This is a genomic window from Anaerocolumna cellulosilytica, from assembly GCF_014218335.1.
Classification (GTDB): Bacteria; Bacillota; Clostridia; order Lachnospirales; family Lachnospiraceae; genus Anaerocolumna; species Anaerocolumna cellulosilytica.
This window is the reverse complement of the sequence record NZ_AP023367.1, coordinates 3,118,700-3,135,892: the sequence shown is the minus strand read 5'-3', so window position 1 is coordinate 3,135,892 and position 17,193 is coordinate 3,118,700. Positions and strand designations below refer to the sequence as shown.

The 17,193-nt window shown below is 36.7% G+C and carries 15 protein-coding genes and 1 riboswitch; of the genes, 12 read left to right on the top strand and 3 right to left on the bottom strand.

Annotation, left to right across the window (positions count from 1 at the left end; all coding sequences use genetic code 11):
• Positions 1 to 97 precede the first annotated feature (97 nt).
• The 7 genes from acsn021_RS12900 to acsn021_RS12870 all read left to right on the top strand — a co-directional run bounded on the left by acsn021_RS12900 (position 98) and on the right by acsn021_RS12870 (position 8,415).
• Positions 98 to 838: a Crp/Fnr family transcriptional regulator gene (locus tag acsn021_RS12900; RefSeq protein ID WP_184088546.1), complete on the top strand. Its 741-nt coding sequence runs from the start codon at positions 98 to 100 to the stop codon at positions 836 to 838.
• Between the two features lie 64 nt (positions 839 to 902).
• Positions 903 to 1,916 (top strand): anaerobic sulfite reductase subunit AsrA, encoded by a 1,014-nt coding sequence (gene asrA, locus acsn021_RS12895; RefSeq protein ID WP_184088549.1) that lies wholly within the window; start codon positions 903 to 905, stop codon positions 1,914 to 1,916.
• Positions 1,909 to 2,703, top strand: coding sequence for an anaerobic sulfite reductase subunit AsrB (asrB, locus tag acsn021_RS12890; RefSeq protein WP_184088551.1), 795 nt, complete (start codon positions 1,909 to 1,911; stop codon positions 2,701 to 2,703). Before asrA ends, asrB begins: the two co-directional genes overlap by 8 nt.
• Positions 2,704 to 2,721: 18 nt before the next feature.
• The gene (gene asrC, locus acsn021_RS12885; protein WP_184088553.1) at positions 2,722 to 3,687 is read left to right on the top strand and encodes a sulfite reductase subunit C; all 966 of its coding nucleotides are present in this window, start codon (positions 2,722 to 2,724) and stop codon (positions 3,685 to 3,687) included.
• 55 nt (positions 3,688 to 3,742) lie between these two features.
• Positions 3,743 to 4,516 (top strand): formate/nitrite transporter family protein, encoded by a 774-nt coding sequence (locus acsn021_RS12880; protein WP_184088555.1) that lies wholly within the window; start codon positions 3,743 to 3,745, stop codon positions 4,514 to 4,516.
• 329 nt (positions 4,517 to 4,845) lie between these two features.
• The gene (locus acsn021_RS12875; protein ID WP_184088557.1) at positions 4,846 to 5,076 is read left to right on the top strand and encodes a hypothetical protein; all 231 of its coding nucleotides are present in this window, start codon (positions 4,846 to 4,848) and stop codon (positions 5,074 to 5,076) included.
• Positions 5,077 to 5,205: 129 nt separating this feature from the next.
• A complete protein-coding gene (locus acsn021_RS12870) occupies positions 5,206 to 8,415 on the top strand; it encodes a DEAD/DEAH box helicase (protein WP_184088559.1) in 3,210 nt (1,069 codons plus the stop codon).
• Between the two features lie 85 nt (positions 8,416 to 8,500).
• On the opposite strand, the gene acsn021_RS12865 is transcribed toward acsn021_RS12870, so the two are convergent.
• The 3 genes from acsn021_RS12865 to acsn021_RS12855 all read right to left on the bottom strand — a co-directional run bounded on the left by acsn021_RS12865 (position 8,501) and on the right by acsn021_RS12855 (position 11,516).
• Positions 8,501 to 9,445 (bottom strand): hypothetical protein, encoded by a 945-nt coding sequence (locus acsn021_RS12865; RefSeq protein ID WP_184088561.1) that lies wholly within the window; start codon positions 9,443 to 9,445, stop codon positions 8,501 to 8,503.
• A 44-nt stretch (positions 9,446 to 9,489) separates the two neighbouring features.
• Positions 9,490 to 10,725 carry a tyrosine--tRNA ligase gene (tyrS, locus tag acsn021_RS12860; RefSeq protein WP_184088563.1) on the bottom strand — a complete coding sequence of 412 codons (1,236 nt, stop codon included), beginning with the start codon at positions 10,723 to 10,725 and terminating at the stop codon, positions 9,490 to 9,492.
• Between the two features lie 236 nt (positions 10,726 to 10,961).
• Complete coding sequence (locus acsn021_RS12855) at positions 10,962 to 11,516, bottom strand: folate family ECF transporter S component (RefSeq protein WP_184088566.1); 555 nt, start codon at positions 11,514 to 11,516, stop codon at positions 10,962 to 10,964.
• A 96-nt stretch (positions 11,517 to 11,612) separates the two neighbouring features.
• Positions 11,613 to 11,710, bottom strand: a riboswitch (THF riboswitch).
• Between the two features lie 381 nt (positions 11,711 to 12,091).
• Here acsn021_RS12855 and acsn021_RS12850 point away from each other — a divergent pair.
• The 5 genes from acsn021_RS12850 (at position 12,092) to ybaK (ending at position 17,093) form a co-directional block, all read left to right on the top strand.
• Positions 12,092 to 12,532, top strand: coding sequence for a hypothetical protein (locus acsn021_RS12850; protein ID WP_184088569.1), 441 nt, complete (start codon positions 12,092 to 12,094; stop codon positions 12,530 to 12,532).
• 168 nt (positions 12,533 to 12,700) lie between these two features.
• Entirely contained in the window at positions 12,701 to 14,578 is a 1,878-nt protein-coding gene (locus tag acsn021_RS12845) for a TIGR03960 family B12-binding radical SAM protein (protein WP_184088572.1), read from the top strand.
• On the top strand, positions 14,578 to 15,372 hold the full coding sequence (locus acsn021_RS12840) for a TIGR03936 family radical SAM-associated protein (protein WP_184088575.1): 795 nt from the start codon (positions 14,578 to 14,580) through the stop codon (positions 15,370 to 15,372). The genes acsn021_RS12845 and acsn021_RS12840 overlap by 1 nt, the downstream gene beginning before the upstream one ends.
• A gap of 17 nt (positions 15,373 to 15,389) precedes the next feature.
• The gene (locus acsn021_RS12835) at positions 15,390 to 16,595 is read left to right on the top strand and encodes a ribonuclease E/G (RefSeq protein ID WP_184088578.1); all 1,206 of its coding nucleotides are present in this window, start codon (positions 15,390 to 15,392) and stop codon (positions 16,593 to 16,595) included.
• A gap of 27 nt (positions 16,596 to 16,622) precedes the next feature.
• Positions 16,623 to 17,093, top strand: coding sequence for a Cys-tRNA(Pro) deacylase (gene ybaK / locus acsn021_RS12830; protein ID WP_184088581.1), 471 nt, complete (start codon positions 16,623 to 16,625; stop codon positions 17,091 to 17,093).
• Positions 17,094 to 17,193: the final 100 nt, after the last annotated feature.

Below are 17,193 nucleotides of genomic sequence, written 5' to 3'. Positions count from 1 at the left end.
CTAGAGATTGGAAGTGGGGAAAATCGCCAATATAAAGAATGAGTTGCTAGTAATTGTAACCTGCTTTTGGTGATTTAGACTGGTGTCGATATATAAAATGACAGTTTCGCAATTGACTAAGGAATTGTTTGCCGGAAAGGAGGAAGAATTGGTTTCCTTAAAAGACGCAATTGCAGCAACAGAAATTTTTAAGACAGCTTCCCAGACAAGTCTTATAGAAATTGCTGCATTTTCCTCTCTGTTAAAGGTAGATAAGGGAAAGCATCTGTTTCGGGATAAAGAAGAGGTTAAAAGCATCTATATCTTGATAACGGGGAGGGCATCTTTATATAAATTAAACAGTCAGGGTGAAAAAAAGGTTATTTTTGTCTATGGGGAAGGAAGCATGCTTAATGAGGTTATGCTACAGGATTTACCGGCATCTATAAATTGTGAAATGCTGGAACAGTCACTGGTTCTTGCGATGCCCGTTACGAGGTTCTGGCATGTGATGGAAAAAGACAGTGGATTGACGAAAGTTATCATGAATTCCATGGCACTAAAAATCAGGAGACTATACAGACAGCTAAAAAATACTACCAATGACTTGACTGGCGAAAAACGACTTGCTGCAAAGCTATACAAACTATCCAAGGATTACGGTATAAAGCAGGAAGACGGCTTATGTATTGACTTGAATTTAACAATAACTTATCTGGCAGAAATGTTAGGGTCAAAGAGGGAGACTGTATCAAGACAAGCAAAAAAGCTAGTAGATATGCACCTGTTAGTTATCCACAAGAACAAATTTATAATTCCTGATCAACAAAAATTGAGTGATTTTTTTAAAAAACCGTGAGTTATCTCACGGTTTTCTTTTTGCACCTGTGATAGATTTAACAATAGAAAGGGAAAGGTGCAATATGGGATATATTTTAGACGAAAGCAGTATGCAAAAGGTTTTGGATGCCTTAAAAAAGGATTACATTATTTATGCTCCAAAAAGAAAAGAAGGGGAAGGAATGTATTCTGATACGGATTGCATCCGCTATGAGGTAGTGGACAAGGTAGCAGAAATCGAATTTTTCGAAAAATCGAATTACTCCTTTAAAGAAGTTTTGCTTCCCATTAGTCAGACATTATATTATTTTACAGAAGATGAGGTAAAAGAAGCAGAGCCGGAACGAAAAAAAGGAGCGGTAATATTTCTTAGAAGCTGCGATCTTCATGGTGTAAAACGTCTGGATCAAATGTATCTACAAAACGGTTTTGTAGACTATTATTATAAACGGTTGCGGGAGGCAGTAAAATTCGTAGTAATTGGTTGTGGTAAATCCTATGATAATTGTTTTTGTGTAAGCATGGGAACCAATGTACCGGAAGACTTCGACCTAGCACTATATCCCGGAGAGGGCGGTTATCATCTTGAAAGCCGCTGGGATGAAATAACCTCTATAGTAGGGCAATTAGAAGAGAAAGAGATTCGTATTCCATTTGTTGAAGAAAATGATGTTAAGGTAAAGATTCCCAATAATCTTTCTATAGATATTATTAAATCCTCTATGTGGGAGGAATATAACAGCCGTTGCATTAATTGCGGAAGATGTAATTTTGTCTGTCCTACCTGTACCTGCTTTTCTATGCAGGATATCTTTTATACAGACAACGGTAAAGCAGGTGAAAGAAGAAGAGTTCACGCCTCCTGCATGGTTGATGGGTATACAGAGGTTGCCGGTGGCGGTTCATACCGTAGAAAAAACGGTGAAAGAATGCGTTTTAAGGTACTTCATAAAGTATATGATTATAAGAAGAGGAACGGTTATCATATGTGTGTGGGCTGTGGCAGGTGCGATGATGTCTGTCCGGAATATATCTCCTTTTCAAATTGTATTAACAAATTAGAAGATGCTATGAAGGAGGTAAGTAACAATGGTTAGAAATGAATATACTCCTTTTTTGTCCGAAATACTTCAGGTGAAAAAACATACAGACATTGAATACACGTTCCGCATGGCTTTTTCTGGAGAGGTAAAGCCGGGACAGTTCTTTGAAGTATCCATACCAAAGTTTGGTGAGGCACCTATCTCGGTCAGCGGTATCGGTGAAGGTTATGCAGAACTTACAATTCGTAAGGTTGGAAAGGTAACAAATGAAATATTTGAACGTTACGTAGGAGATAAGTTATTCTTAAGAGGACCCTATGGAAATGGTTTTAAAGTCGAAGATTACAAGGGAAAAGAACTGGTGATTATAGCGGGAGGTACGGGAGTTTCACCAGTACGTGGTGTCATTGAGTATTTTAATGAGCATATAGATGAGCTGAAATCTCTCCATGTAGTAGCAGGCTTTAAGACGCCTGGACAGATTCTTTTCCTGGAGGATTTTGCGAAATGGAAACAAAACATGAAGATTATTTTAACTGTGGATTGTGCAGAGGATGATACGGCCTGCCATGTTGGGTTGGTTACTGAATATATTCCTAAACTTGAATTACAGGATAAAACAAATGCAGCAGCCATTGTAGTAGGTCCCCCCGCAATGATGCGATATTCTATAAATGGTCTTCTAAAAGAAGGTTTTCAAGAGGAGAATGTGTGGATTTCCCATGAAAGAAAAATGTGCTGCGGAATCGGAAAATGTGGCCACTGCAAAATAGATGATACCTATGTCTGTCTGGATGGCCCAGTTTTTCTCTACACCAAGGGTAAAAATCTAATTGACTAGGTAAGGATGGTGATGAATATGGATATTAATACAAAGGGTCTAAAGAAAAATGCTTTTCGTGTAACCAAGGAAAGAGGATTAACAGCCTCAAGGATTCGAGTTCCTGGAGGACATCTGGAAGCGAAATATCTGACTGTAATACAGAATATAGCACAAAACTACGGTAACGGAAGCATTCATATTACTGTAAGGCAGGGTTTTGAAATTCCTGGTATACGGTTTGAAGATATGCCAAAAGTTAATGAACTTCTTCAGCCGGTAATTGAAGGCCTTAATATAACCCAGCCGGAAACGGGAAAGGGATATTCTTCCTCAGGCACCAGAAATATTTCCGCCTGCGTTGGAAACAGAGTATGTCCTTATGCTTGCTATGATACTACCGGTTTTGCAAAGAGAATTGAAAAGGATGTATTTCCCCATGACCTTCATTTTAAAATTGCTTTAACTGGATGTCCAAATGATTGTGCTAAAGTGCGTATGCATGATTTTGGTATTATGGGTATGACGGAACCGGAATACCATAAAGAGCGTTGTATTAGTTGTGGTGCGTGTGTAAAAGCTTGTAAAAAGAAATCAGTAGGTGCATTAGAGATGGTGAATTATAAGGTTGAGCGCAATCATGAGAAATGCATTGGTTGTGGAGAGTGTGTCATCCAATGCCCCACCAGAGCCTGGACTAGAAGCAAGGAAAAATATTATAGACTTACTCTTCTTGGAAGAACCGGGAAGAAAAATCCTAGACTTGGAGAGGACTTTATTAAGTGGGTTGATGAAGATAGTATCCGGAAGGTTATACGTAACACATATGCCTATGTAGAAAATTATATTGATCAGGATGCACCGGGCAGGAAAGAACATATTGGCTATATTGTTGACAGAACCGGTTTTGAAGAGTATAAAAAATGGGCGTTAAAAGAAGTGGTTTTATCAGATAAGGCAGTTGTTGCAGCCACTGTTTACTGGAAAGGTATCAGTTATACGTAAGGCAAAAGGTAAGTTGAAATTCCATTATTATATGTGATGAAGGAGATTAATCCATATGTTTAGAGAAGAGAGTGAAATAGTTGGTAAGGCGGCTCAAAATAAATACCAATTACTCGAGAAAAATCCTCTGGGATATTTTATAGCTTCCATGTTGGCTGGGCTTTTTGTAGGTTTTGGGGTACTGCTTATATTTTCGATTGGAGGATTTTTAAATGGTCAGCCCTATGTAAAGGTGGTAATGGGGATGTCCTTTGGTATTGCACTTAGCCTGGTTATTATGGCTGGTGCAGAATTATTTACAGGCAATAACTTTGTAATGACAATGGGATTATTACAGAAAAAGGTATCTCTTTCCCAGACCCTTAAGCTTTGGTTGGTTTGTTTTCTAGGTAATCTGGCAGGGTCTGTACTGCTTGCGATACTATTTTGGCAGACCGGACTTGCAAGCGGTGCCGTTGGCGAATTCATACTGACTGCCTCCAAAGCAAAGATGGAATTGGGTATTTTTCCTTTATTTTTTCGAGGTATCTTGTGCAATATTCTAGTGTGTCTTGCAATATGGTGCAGTTTTAGGTGTAAATCCGAAAGCGGTAAGCTGATTATGATATTCTGGTGTTTATTTGCTTTTATAACAACCGGATTTGAGCACAGTGTGGCAAATATGACTCTATTATTTGTGGGAGTCCTTATTTCACCGGATACACAGGTGCAGCTTAGCGGATATGCCTATAATCTTTTATTTGCAACGCTGGGGAATATGGTTGGCGGAATTTTGTTTACAGCATTACCTTATTATGTTATCTCTTTGAATAAAAAAGTAAGTGATTAAGGCACGAATTTATCTTAGCTTAACAGTCCTCAGTCTATCCTTGATATCGATTGTATAAAAGAGTGAAAGAATTAAATGATAGTATTGCAATGGGCAGGTAAGGTCAGTTTTTCAGCCAATTATATCCCTTTCAGACGGGCAAGTAATGGGATATGAGGTGTTGGGCTGTGTTACCTGCCCAAATTTTATCTCGTGTACAGAATATAGTACCAAAAAATACTTTTTAACGAAAAAATTAAGATTTTTACAAAAAACTTACAAATTAATGAAACTTTTTGGTCTTCTCCATCGTTTTATATATAGAAAGAATCGTGGGAGAGGGTTGAATTATGAGAGAAATTTGGTACGCTTATAAAAACAGTAAATACCGTGATGTAATTTGTGGTGCTATTTTTGCCTTTTTGGGTCTGCCCTTTTTAGTTTGGGGAGTTACTATCATCTCTGAAGCCAGAGAATCTTATATGACTTTAGTAGGACCTGTTGCTGGTATATTAGTATGCTTAGCGTTTGGTCTTGGCTCTATGTTTAAGAATAGAAAGGTGACAGCAGATATTTATTAGTCTAGAATAGCTTTTTTTACTTGCTTTATGAAATTTCTTTGTAATCATTTTATTTTCGCTAACATTAATTCTAAAAATGTGGTATAATATTAGGATGCAAAGAATGGACAAGTAAAAGGAGTCAGCAATATGATACGGCTATCCAGAATGGGGATAAGAAATATAGCTGCCAGTGAGACAGTGTATTCTCGCGGGCTTCAGGATTATAAACAAAACCACATTGTGAATGCAACATGGTCAAATGCAAAAAAGCAATATCGGGTCACGGTAAAGGATAATTTCGAATATCAAGTTGTAATACAGGTATTTGAAGATGGTTCCTTTGAACATAAATGTAATTGTTCTGAACATCTTAAGGAACAGGGAGCGTGTAAGCATGTAGTAGCTGCTTTGTTTTTTATATTAAACTATGTGGAACGCTCCATGATTGAAGAACCGGATAATCCGGCAGAAAAGACTGTCTACAATATTCTTGGTTATTTTGGTAATCAGATGGAAGTTAAGCAACAGGGAGAAACATACCATTTGAAGTTAGCGATTTCCATACCATCCATTATACGTTCCGAAAGTGGCAATGCGTTGGTATCCTTAAGGGTCGGAAATAATCACTATTACAAAATCCAATCAGTAAAAAAGTTTTTAAGTGATATATATAATAAAGAAAACATCATACTGGGTAAAGAATTTAAATTTATTCATGGTGAAAGTAAGTTTGATAGACAATCTCAAAAAGTATTGGATTACATCCTTGAAATTTATGAAATTCAAGAAGCCATTGATAAATTATTTTATTCCAAGTTGTTTTCTAAGGCACAAATCGTACTGACTAAAAATATGCTCTTGCGCTTATTGGAGTTATTAGAAGAATATGAATTTTCCTTAGAGCTTTATGGTAAGGCTTATGAAGCGGTGGTTTATACGACGAATAATCCAACCATAAAGTATGACCTTTCTTTAATTGAAGACGGAATTGTAATGGATTACCATGGAAAATACAGTGTTGTCCCAATAACGGAAGCAGGAGAATTGTTATATTATAATGGCTGTATCTATAAACCCAGCAAACGCTTTTTGTCAAATTATTTGCCTTTTTATAATAATTTAGGTATTCATAAGGAACCATTGATTTTTAAAGGAGTTAATAAAAGTAAATTCTTAGAAGTGGTACTGCCTAGAATTAGTGAAACCATGGAATTGACGGTTCCTAAAGAGATACAGGATCGATTTATAGTAGAAGAATTAACCCCGGTAGTCTATTTGGACAGGGTAAAAAATAATATACAGGCAGAATTACGCTTTCAATATGGAGAGCATGAAATCAATGCTTTTGAAAATGCACCCTCTGATAATTATATTATTGTAAGGCAGCCTCAAAAGGAAGACTATTATATTGACTACATGGAAAAACTGGGATTCCAGCCTAAAATGCACAGTTTTGTTATGCGTAACGAGGAAGAAATATATCAATTCCTCACTCATGGGATACAGGAGCTTTCAAAAATTTGTGAATTATACTACAGTGAAGCTTTTAAAAAGATAAATATTAAGTCTCCCGGCAACTTTAAGGCAGGTTTAAGAGTAAGCAACGGTATGGATTTGCTGGAAATGGACTTAAACTATGAAGATGTACCAAAAGACGAATTAAAAGATTTATTCCGATCCTACCGCATGAAAAAGAAATATTACCGATTAAAGAACGGAAATTTCGTTAATCTGGAGGATGGCACCATACAGGAGGTCTGGGATATATTAAATTACCTGGGTGTTGGTGGTAAGGATATTAGTGGAGAAACAATTAGTTTATCAAAAAATACAGCACTTTATTTAAATAAGGTGTTTCAGGAAAAAAGTCTGGAAGTTGATAAGAACGAAGGTTTCTCTGCATTGGTTGAGAATATTCTAAATCCAGCACAGACAGAATATGCACCTCCAAACGATATTCGGGCAGAGCTTAGGAGCTATCAGGTAACTGGATATAAATGGCTTAGGACATTGGCTTCCAACAATTTGGGAGGTATTTTGGCAGATGATATGGGACTTGGTAAAACCCTGCAAACCATTGTATATATTACTTCTATTAAGGAAGCAAAGAAAAATGCTAAATTCTTAATAGTGTGTCCATCTTCTTTAATTTATAACTGGCAGGATGAGATTGAGAATTTTGCGCCCATGCTTATTTCGGTAGTTGTAACCGGCAATCCCAAAGAACGACAGGATTTCATTGAAGCTATAGACAAAACAGATATATTAATAACGTCTTATCCATTAATACGCAGAGATATTAATTTTTATCAGAAGCTTTGTTTCCATACTGTCTTTATAGATGAAGCACAATATATCAAAAATGCGGATTCTCTGAATGCAAAATCTGTAAAGTTATTAGAAGCAGAGCATAAATTTGCCTTAACCGGAACACCCATTGAAAATTCTTTATCGGAGTTATGGTCAATATTTGATTTTATTATGCCGGATTATTTATTTAGCCATACAAAGTTTATGAATCAATATGAGAAGCCTATATTGCGGGAAGAGGAAGGGGTTTTAGAGGATTTAAACCGAAGAATCCTTCCCTTTATTCTACGCCGAATGAAGAAGGATGTATTGCAGGAATTACCAGATAAAGTGGAAACAAAAATGCTTACAGATATGTCTGAAGAGCAGAAAAAAATATATATGTCCTATGTGGAGAATGCAAAAAATGAAATTGATCTTGAAATTAAAGAAAAAGGTCTTGAAAAAAGCAAGTTAAAGATTCTGGCTGCCCTAACAAGACTACGTCAGATATGTTGTCATCCGGGTACATTTCTGGAAAACTATGAGGGTGGAAGCGGTAAGTTGGAGCTTTTAATGGAAATTATTACAGACGCGATTGCCAATGACCACAGGATTTTAGTGTTTTCTCAGTTTACCTCTATGTTAGGAATTATTGAAAAAGAATTACAAAAGCAGAATATAGATAATTTTTATTTGGAAGGTTCCACGAAGGTAAAGGATCGAAATGACTATGTAAAGCGTTTTAATCAGGGTGAAGGTAAGGTGTTTTTAATATCCTTAAAAGCTGGTGGCACGGGACTTAATCTAGTAGGAGCAGATACCGTTATCCATTATGACCCATGGTGGAATCCTGCGGTAGAAGAGCAGGCAACTGATAGAGCTTACCGAATCGGTCAGGTAAATTCGGTACATGTAATTAAGTTAATTACCAAGGGAACAATAGAAGAAAAGATATATAAATTGCAAATTCGCAAGAAGAATCTGTCAGAATCCGTAATCCAGTCTCAGGAAGTTTTTATTAATTCATTAACCAAGGAAGAACTAGAAGATATCTTTGTGTTATAAGAACTAAATCAAGAAGTGCCCTGGTATTCTCTGTAAGATACAGTTGAACGCCAGAGCACTTCTTATAGTATAAGGTGAGTTAAGTCTACACTTCGGATATATCCAGATGGGTATTATAGAATTCCTCTGCCAATTGATCCAGATAAGAATCATCTAATTCACCAAAATTACGTTCCACTAATTCTTTGATTTTCTCAATCTTATGAAAGAATTGTATTTCTTTACTTTCATTCGGATTAACCAAACTATCTAAATACTCCAAGGTTATATTAGAAAAGAGCCATTCATTAATTGCCTTTGTCGTATCATTTTCTCCTGCAATCTGGGTTTTTACCTCTTTTGCTTTTTTATAAGTGGCAAAAGCAATTACTAAAAAGGCAATAAACAAACCGCTCATAACCAAATAGGAGATAGTACCTGCAAAAAAGTTTAGGATTCCAACTATATTTAAGATAAGCACAACAATACCTACTAAGGATACAATTAAAAAAGTATCGGCTGAGGATTTTAAATCTTTATATTGTTCCTCTTTTTTTACATAGGTTGCAGAAACTTTTGGCTTTGGATTCTTGCTGTCCAAATAATCTTGCAGTTCTTCCTCCTCGAACATAGAGCGGTATTCCGGTATCTCCTGATAATCCTCAGCGTCCTTAGAGATATCCGCTTCATTCATTTCATCCTGTGTGGTATGAAATGTGGGAACTTCTGAGGTGGTATCTTTGGTGGAGAGAACAGAATCTGCCTCAACAGAATAAAAAGCTTTATACAGCTTATCAACCTGTTTCTTGTCTTTTTCGTCAATTACAATGATCCAGTTTTTAAGTGTTTCTTCATAATGATATTCTACATTAACAATCTTGGAGTATTCTAAAAACTCGCTGAATTTTTTTGCAAATAATTCCTTTTCAGTTTCTAAAAAGGTAATGCGTTCTGTATCCTCTGTCAAGTTCTCCACTAAATCAGTCTTACAGTCAGCACAGGTCACTATACCTTCTACATATTCCTGTTTGCATTTCGGACACCAAGGCATTTTAAGCTCCTATCTGTGTGCCTGGCACACTTACCAAAAGTTTCTTAGTTACCGGCTTTAAAGCAGTGATATGCTTTTTTACCTTTCTTTACTAATAAGGAACCATCTGAATCAAAGTCATTTATAGTAAATACTTTGTCAAATTCGGTTACTTTAATGTCGTTAACAGTAACACCACCCTGGGTAATGGTTCTTCTGGCATCAGAACGGGATACTGCCATTTTTGCATCTACCATTAAGGTAATTAAATCAATACCGGTCATAAATTGCTCTTTGGTATAAATGGTTGTAGGAATGTCTTCAGATTTCATACCGCCGCCAAACAATGCTTTTGAAGCTTCCATTGCTTTAGTGGCTTCTTCTTCCCCATGTACAATTTTAGTAATTTCAAAGGCAAGGACGTCTTTAGCTTGATTAATTTCGGCATCTTTTAGTGCACCCAGTCTTCTTACTTCATCCATTGGCAAGAAAGTCAGAAGACCAAGGCATTCTTCTACTTTAACATCCTCAATATTTCTCCAGTACTGGTAGAATTCATAAGGTGTTGTCTTTTCAGGATCTAACCAGACGGCACCCTTCATTGTCTTGCCCATCTTAATGCCTTCACTGGTAGTTAACAGCTTAAAAGTTAAACCAAATGCAGGCTTTTGTTCTTTTCTTCGGATTAAATCAACACCTCCAAGAATATTAGACCATTGGTCATTGCCACCTAATTGCAGACTGCAATTATAAAGCTGGTTCAATTTTAAAAAGTCATAGGATTGCATTATCATATAGTTAAATTCAAAAAAAGTAAGTCCTTTTTCCATTCGTTGCTTGTAGCATTCAGCGGTAAGCATTTTGTTTACAGAAAAATGAACTCCAACGTCTCTTAAAAATTCAACATAATTTAGATTTAAAAGCCAGTCTGCATTATTAGCAATAATCGCATTGTCATTGTCAAAATCTATAAATCGAGAGAGTTGTTTATAGAAGCAGTCTGCATTATGCTGTATGGTTTCTTTCGTCATAATAGAACGCATGTCCGATTTACCGGAAGGGTCACCTATCATGGTTGTTCCGCCTCCAAGCAAAGCTATAGGCTTGTGGCCGGCACGCTGCATGTGCATCATTGCCATTACGGTTAAAAAATGGCCTGCTGTAAGACTGTCGGCAGTAGCATCAAATCCTATATAAAAGGTTACTTTTTCCTTCCCTAGCAATTCTCTGATTTCCTGTTCGTGGGTTGTTTGTTCAATAAATCCACGTTCCAATAAAATATCATAAACATTCGCTGACATTTTATATTCCTCCTTTAAGTAGTTAAAGTTATTATAAATGATATATATTTAATTTTCAACGCTTTTATACAGAATTAAACAGTGAAGGAGGCGTGTAGATGCCTATATTTGTATAGAAAAACTCCCTGGCTTTAAGCGAGGGAGTTTTTCTTGATTTCATTTATAAAGTGCTTTAGTTTAAATAATCTGTTTTCCAAATCTTATAAACCCTTTATATAAGGCAGGGGAGTTACCTATTAGTTCATCTGGGGTTTAAAAAATCTTTTCGCAATTATGCTCACTTGCTTTAGTACTATAAACAGCATGATTGTGTCAATTGGAAGCATAATGGCTGATTTCAGCGCTCTAGCAGGCAGCAATATCATATAGCCCTTTCCAAGCAAGAGAGTTAGCCAGTAAGTTGAGAGCAGTAAATCCACAAAGATTACTACAATTAACTTAGCAATAAATACTCTGCCGATAGTAATATTTTTTTTATAAAAGGCGAGACCGTAAATAAAACCGGTTAACATGCTGCTTATGGTTAAGCCAGGAAAGAACGGTCCACTGGGTTTAAGAATGTAATTAATAATGTCCCCAAGACCTCCAAGGATGCCTCCGACCACAGGACCGTAAAGCATGCCTGCTGCGGCAATGGCTAGAAAAGAAAAGCCTATCCGGATGGACGGACCAATCATAATTGAAAAATAGCCTAATACAGTATGCATTGCTAATAGCATAGAGGATACTGCCAAGGAAATAACCCTGCGCAGTTCACTGGCAGAAGCTTTCAATAACTCAAGTACTTTCATATTTTACCTCCTTTTTGTAAGATAAGCAGCTTAAAAGCCTGCTTTTGATTGTGTCGCAAAATATTGCTACTACGAGAAGGTAAAATTCCATCATGTAGCAGCGGGATGCGAACTTTGTACCGCAAGATAAACTTTTCGTTCACCGGACAACTCCCCGTTCCGATGACACTTAACGCACAAAATCCTACTCTGCTAATGTATTTATTGACGATTTAAATATAGCAGATTACAGAAAGAGAAGCAATAGAACTTTTGAATAATTACAAGTCGGTTTCTAATGAATGATTTTGTGAAATTACACAGGAAAGAAGGTACAAAAACAAATACAGTTTTAGTAATAAAATCAAACAAGTATGGAATATAATGTGGTATAACGGCATTTGCGTGGTGTATTAAAACATGTAAAAAGGCAATTGCGAAACGATAAGTATGAGGTTATGAAGTGTAAGCAAACGCATCAAAATAAAGGTGACTTACCAATAATCGTAACCTGCTTTTGGTGATTTTTGAATGGTTTCAATCAAAACAACAATTAGATATTTGCTAAAAAATATAAAGTCAGATTGGAGGAGCATATGGAGCAAAAGAGAGCGTATTCCCAGGAGTCTTTGTCCCAGGCAGAGTATCAGATGCCTTCAAGAGCCGAATATATAAGGGTAGCAAGGGAGAGCTGTACGAGGAATTTAGGGCTTAATCATGGTAGTAAAAGTCATTCTGCCAAAGAAAAAGACAAGTATTTGCACCCGTTATCAGCAGGGCAGGATGTAAACAGCAGCAAAATAGTCACCGGAAGTGTTCCGCTTATCAATATAAAAGTTTTGCTGATTCGGATAGTCTGTGCTGCTTTTCTTTTTCTGGCTGTTTTTTTAATAGATACTTTTGAGGTATCCTATAAATCCTTTAGCAGTAAATATATAAAAGAACTGGTAACTATGAATAGAGGAGTTGAGGAAGCACAGGATTTTATCGTAGCAATATTTGAGAATTTAACAAATGCCGAGAAGGAGGGGGAATAAGAAAAGTCATATTTTCATTGTGTTTTCTGGTGTTATACGTTATAATAATATTCATGTTTAGCTATTGTTAGATGCTTTAATAAGAAATAGAACACTAAAACACATTGATTGCATAATCTGATTATGTTAACCAATGTGTTTTTCTAAGGAAATGGAGAAGATTTAAACATGAGAAAATTAGCACTATCCGATGAAATCTTGCTAACCATTGATAAACCTGCCCGTTATATCGGAGATGAGGTAAATATGGTGAAAAAAGATTTGGACAAGGTTGATATACGGTTTTGTATGTGTTTTCCTGATGTATATGAGATAGGTATGTCTCATCTGGGAATCCAGATTTTATATGATATGTTTAATCGCAGAGAAGATACGTATTGTGAGAGGGTATACTCACCTTGGGTAGATTTGGACAAAATAATGAGAGAGAAAGAGATACCTCTTTTTGCACTGGAATCTCAGGAACCCGTTAAAAATTTTGATTTCTTAGGGATTACACTTCAATACGAGATGTGCTATACCAATATCCTGCAAGTATTAGAGTTGTCACAAATTCCTTTGTATGCTAAAGACAGAACAGAGGAGCATCCTTTTGTTCTAGGTGGTGGACCTTGTTCTTATAACCCGGAACCCATAGCGGATTTCTTTGACTTTTTCTACATTGGAGAAGGCGAGACAGTTTATGACCAGTTGTTAGATGTATATAAAGAAAACAAAAGACTGGGTGGCAGCCGTAAAGATTATTTGGAGAAGATAGCTCAAATTGAAGGTATTTATGTTCCGTCTTTTTATGAGGTCTCCTATCATGAGGATGGTAAAATAAGCAGCTTTAAAAAGAATAACAACCATGCAAAGGACACAATCTGTAAACAAGTGGAGATGAATCTTAGTGATACCTTTTATCCGAAAAAGCCTTTAGTACCCTATATCAAGGTAACACAGGACAGAGTAGTACTGGAAATTCAAAGAGGCTGTATCAGAGGGTGCCGTTTTTGTCAGGCAGGTATGATTTACCGCCCTATCAGAGAACGGGATGTGGAGTTTTTAAAATCCTATGCCTGTGATATGCTTAAAGCCACAGGACATGAAGAAATTTCTTTAAGCTCCTTAAGTTCCAGTGACTATTCAGCTCTTTCTGAATTAATCTATTACCTGATTGAGGAGTTTAACGGAAAAGGGGTTAATATATCCCTGCCTTCCCTGCGTATCGATGCTTTTGCTCTGGATGTTATGAGTAAGGTACAGGATGTAAAGAAAAGCAGCTTAACCTTTGCGCCGGAAGCGGGTTCCCAAAGACTTCGAGACGTTATTAATAAAGGATTGTCTGAAGAAAGTATTTTAAAAGGTGCCATGGATGCCTTTCGTGCCGGCTGGAATAGGGTGAAATTATATTTTATGCTTGGTCTGCCCACGGAAAATGAAGAAGACATAGAGGGAATTGCAGTTTTAGCAGATAAAATTGCCAGAGAATACTATACGATTACCAAGGATCAAAGAAATGGGAAGGTTAGTATTGTGGCAAGTACTTCCTTCTTTGTGCCAAAGCCCTTTACTCCTTTCCAGTGGTCCAGAATGGATACAGCAGAAGAGTATCTGGTTAAACAAAAATTTTTACGTAGTAAATTAAACGATCAGCTCAATCGGAAAAGTATTAAATATAACTGGCATGAAGCAGAGCTTAGCGTTTTAGAAGGAGTCTTTGCAAGAGGTGACAGAAGGATTAGTAAGGTTATCTATGATGCCTATAAAGCCGGATGTCTTTTTGATTCATGGTCGGAATTCTTTCACAATGAATTGTGGATGAAGGCCTTTGAGGATAATCACTTAGATATTGCCTTCTATACCAGCAGAGAGAGGGAAGTGGATGAAATTCTGCCATGGGACTATATTGACGTAGGTGTAACGAAAGCGTTTTTATGGCGTGAATACAAACGTGGTATTTCAGAAAAGGTTACTCCAAATTGCCGTCGAGCATGTGCAAACTGTGGTGCGGATGTATTTAACGGTGGTGTATGTTATGAAAGCAGGGAAGGGGCGGCATTATAATGAAAATTCGTATTAAATTTACAAAAACAGGTACTATGAAATTTATTGGGCACCTTGATATTATGCGTTATTTTCAAAAGGCATTCCGACGTGCTGAAATTGACATTGAGTATTCAAAGGGATTTAATCCTCATCAGATAATGTCTTTTGCTGCACCTTTAGGGGTAGGATTAACCAGCCAGGGCGAATATCTGGATGTATCGCTGCTTTCTTGTGATGAACCAAAGATTATGGTAGAAAAGATTAAAGGTGCAATGAATGAAAATATACAAGTTACTGGGTTTCACTTTTTATCGGACAACAGTAAAAATGCCATGTCCATTGTTACTGCTGCGGATTATAAGGTAGCATTGAAGGATGGTTATGCATTTTTAAGTAAAGTAGAGTTTGAAGAAAAATTTAGAGCATTTTACCAACAAAAAGAGATTACAATACTAAAAAAATCCAAAAAGAGTGAAAATCAGGTGGATATAAAGCCTTCCATATATCATATCGGTTTTGAACTGGATGAATTTTCAGACAAAATAGGACAAAGGAGGGAAAATACAGTAGATATTTCGGAGACCTATGAGAATGACGTGAAAATATATATGCAATTGGCTACGGGAAGTGTCAATAATTTAAAGCCTGAGCTTGTAATAGAAGCCTTTTGTGAATACGCTGGGCTCACCTTTCATGAATTTGCCTTTCAGGTTCATCGGATGGAGGTTTACGCGGAGAAAAATAGTGGGAAAAAACCTACGGAAGCTTTCGATATAGAAAGAAAACTAATACCTTTGGAAGCTATGGATTAAATAATAGTGGAGCAGCCATGGAAAATAAATTAATTGTAACAAAACAAGAGGACAAGGTAATATCTGCTGTCTTCGAGGGAAAAGAGATGGTACAGGTGAATATTCATCAAGAATCCGAAGAAGGGCTTCTTGGGAATATTTATCTTGGTAAAGTAAAGAATATTGTTAAAAATATTAATGCAGCTTTTGTTGAAATTTCTGGCGGCAGAATGTGCTATCTTTCTTTGAACGAGGAGCAATATCCTTTGTTTTCAAAGCCAAAAAAGTCAGAGAAAATCGTTATCGGAGACGAATTCTTAGTACAGATATCAAAGGAAGATGTTAAAACGAAAGCTCCCGTAGTTACTACAAAGTTAAACATTACTGGGAAATATGCAGTTTTAATACATGGAAAGACTACCCTTGGCATTTCTTCTAAAATTGGCAATGAAACTAGAAAAAAAGAGCTGAAGGAATACATGAAGGAATTCCGGCAGGAGGGTTATGGGTTTATCATAAGAACCAATGGAGCTTTAGTCCCACTAGAGCGAATTGGGGAGGAGATATATCAATTAATCCGTCAATACGAAAAACTTAAAGAGTATGGAGTTCATAAGACACCCTTTTCTTTGGTTTATAGTACACCTCCCGGATATTTATGCGATATAAGAGATGGACTTGCAGAAAGCCTTGGAGAAATTATAACGGATGATGCCGGCATTTATCAAAAAATACATGAGTATATGACAAATTATCAGAAGGAAGACTTATCTAAACTTCGTTTTTATGAGGACAAGCTCCTTTCTCTAGGAAATTTATACAGTGTTAAAACAAAATTAGAAAATGCATTAAAGAGTAAGGTGTGGTTAAAATCAGGTGGTACTGTAATTATACAACCTACGGAGGCTTTAACTGTTATAGACGTCAACACAGGAAAAGCTGTCAGTGGTAAGAAGAAAGCGATTGATACATTTTTTAAGATTAATATGGAAGCAGCAGTGGAGATAGCCAGGCAAATCCGTCTGCGTAACCTTTCCGGTATTATTATTATTGATTTTATTGATATGGAGCTTTCTGAATACAAGGACCAGCTGATGAAAAGGCTGGAGGAATTATTTAAGTTAGACCCGATTAAGACCACCTTAGTAGATATGACCGCCTTAAATCTGGTAGAAATCACAAGAAAGAAGGTTAGGAAGCCATTGCTGGAGCAAATGGGAATAAATGTTGGTACTGTGGTTTAGTTGTATGGCGAAAGGAAAGAAAGGTGTATGGTTAAGACAAATGCAATGCGTCTGCTTGAGCAGGGCGGGATTTCTTATAAGCCTCTAATGTATGAAGTGGATGAGAATGATCTGTCAGGAGAACACGTAGCCAGCCAGATAGGTATGCCTTTTGAACAGGTTTTTAAGACATTGGTTGCCAGAGGAGAAAAGCATGGAATTATGGTGTTTTGTATACCTGTCAATCAAGAATTGAATCTAAAGAAGGCAGCAATTGCTGTAGGAGAGAAGAAGATTGAGTTAATTCATGTAAAAGAGCTGTTAGGTCTGACCGGTTATATCCGTGGGGGCTGTTCACCGGTGGGAATGAAGAAAAAATATCCTACTTACCTGGACGAGACTTGTATTCTTTTTGACACCATAACTGTCAGTGCCGGTGTTCGCGGCTGTCAACTTGTCATTGAACCGGATGAACTGGTAACTTATTTGAATGCTGTTCTATATGATTTGACGGACTAGCGTGTGTTTGATAGATACGCAAAGGCTATCAAGGATTAATAACATTAGAAATGTATGTTCTGAAATTATTTGAAATGGTTTATAGAAAATAAATTATTTT

Excerpts from the sequence above, each read along its gene's own strand:
- asrA (WP_184088549.1), top strand. The coding sequence starts at position 903 with ATGGGATATATTTTAGACGAAAGCAGTATGCAAAAGGTTTTGGATGCC.
- acsn021_RS12845 (WP_184088572.1), top strand. The coding sequence starts at position 12,701 with ATGAGAAAATTAGCACTATCCGATGAAATCTTGCTAACCATTGATAAA.
- asrB (WP_184088551.1), top strand. The coding sequence starts at position 1,909 with ATGGTTAGAAATGAATATACTCCTTTTTTGTCCGAAATACTTCAGGTG.
- tyrS (WP_184088563.1), bottom strand. The coding sequence starts at position 10,725 with ATGTCAGCGAATGTTTATGATATTTTATTGGAACGTGGATTTATTGAA.
- acsn021_RS12900 (WP_184088546.1), top strand. The coding sequence starts at position 98 with ATGACAGTTTCGCAATTGACTAAGGAATTGTTTGCCGGAAAGGAGGAA.
- asrC (WP_184088553.1), top strand. The coding sequence starts at position 2,722 with ATGGATATTAATACAAAGGGTCTAAAGAAAAATGCTTTTCGTGTAACC.
- ybaK (WP_184088581.1), top strand. The coding sequence starts at position 16,623 with ATGGTTAAGACAAATGCAATGCGTCTGCTTGAGCAGGGCGGGATTTCT.
- acsn021_RS12875 (WP_184088557.1), top strand. The coding sequence starts at position 4,846 with ATGAGAGAAATTTGGTACGCTTATAAAAACAGTAAATACCGTGATGTA.
- acsn021_RS12835 (WP_184088578.1), top strand. The coding sequence starts at position 15,390 with ATGGAAAATAAATTAATTGTAACAAAACAAGAGGACAAGGTAATATCT.
- acsn021_RS12865 (WP_184088561.1), bottom strand. The coding sequence starts at position 9,445 with ATGCCTTGGTGTCCGAAATGCAAACAGGAATATGTAGAAGGTATAGTG.
- acsn021_RS12850 (WP_184088569.1), top strand. The coding sequence starts at position 12,092 with ATGGAGCAAAAGAGAGCGTATTCCCAGGAGTCTTTGTCCCAGGCAGAG.
- acsn021_RS12870 (WP_184088559.1), top strand. The coding sequence starts at position 5,206 with ATGATACGGCTATCCAGAATGGGGATAAGAAATATAGCTGCCAGTGAG.
- acsn021_RS12840 (WP_184088575.1), top strand. The coding sequence starts at position 14,578 with ATGAAAATTCGTATTAAATTTACAAAAACAGGTACTATGAAATTTATT.
- acsn021_RS12855 (WP_184088566.1), bottom strand. The coding sequence starts at position 11,516 with ATGAAAGTACTTGAGTTATTGAAAGCTTCTGCCAGTGAACTGCGCAGG.
- acsn021_RS12880 (WP_184088555.1), top strand. The coding sequence starts at position 3,743 with ATGTTTAGAGAAGAGAGTGAAATAGTTGGTAAGGCGGCTCAAAATAAA.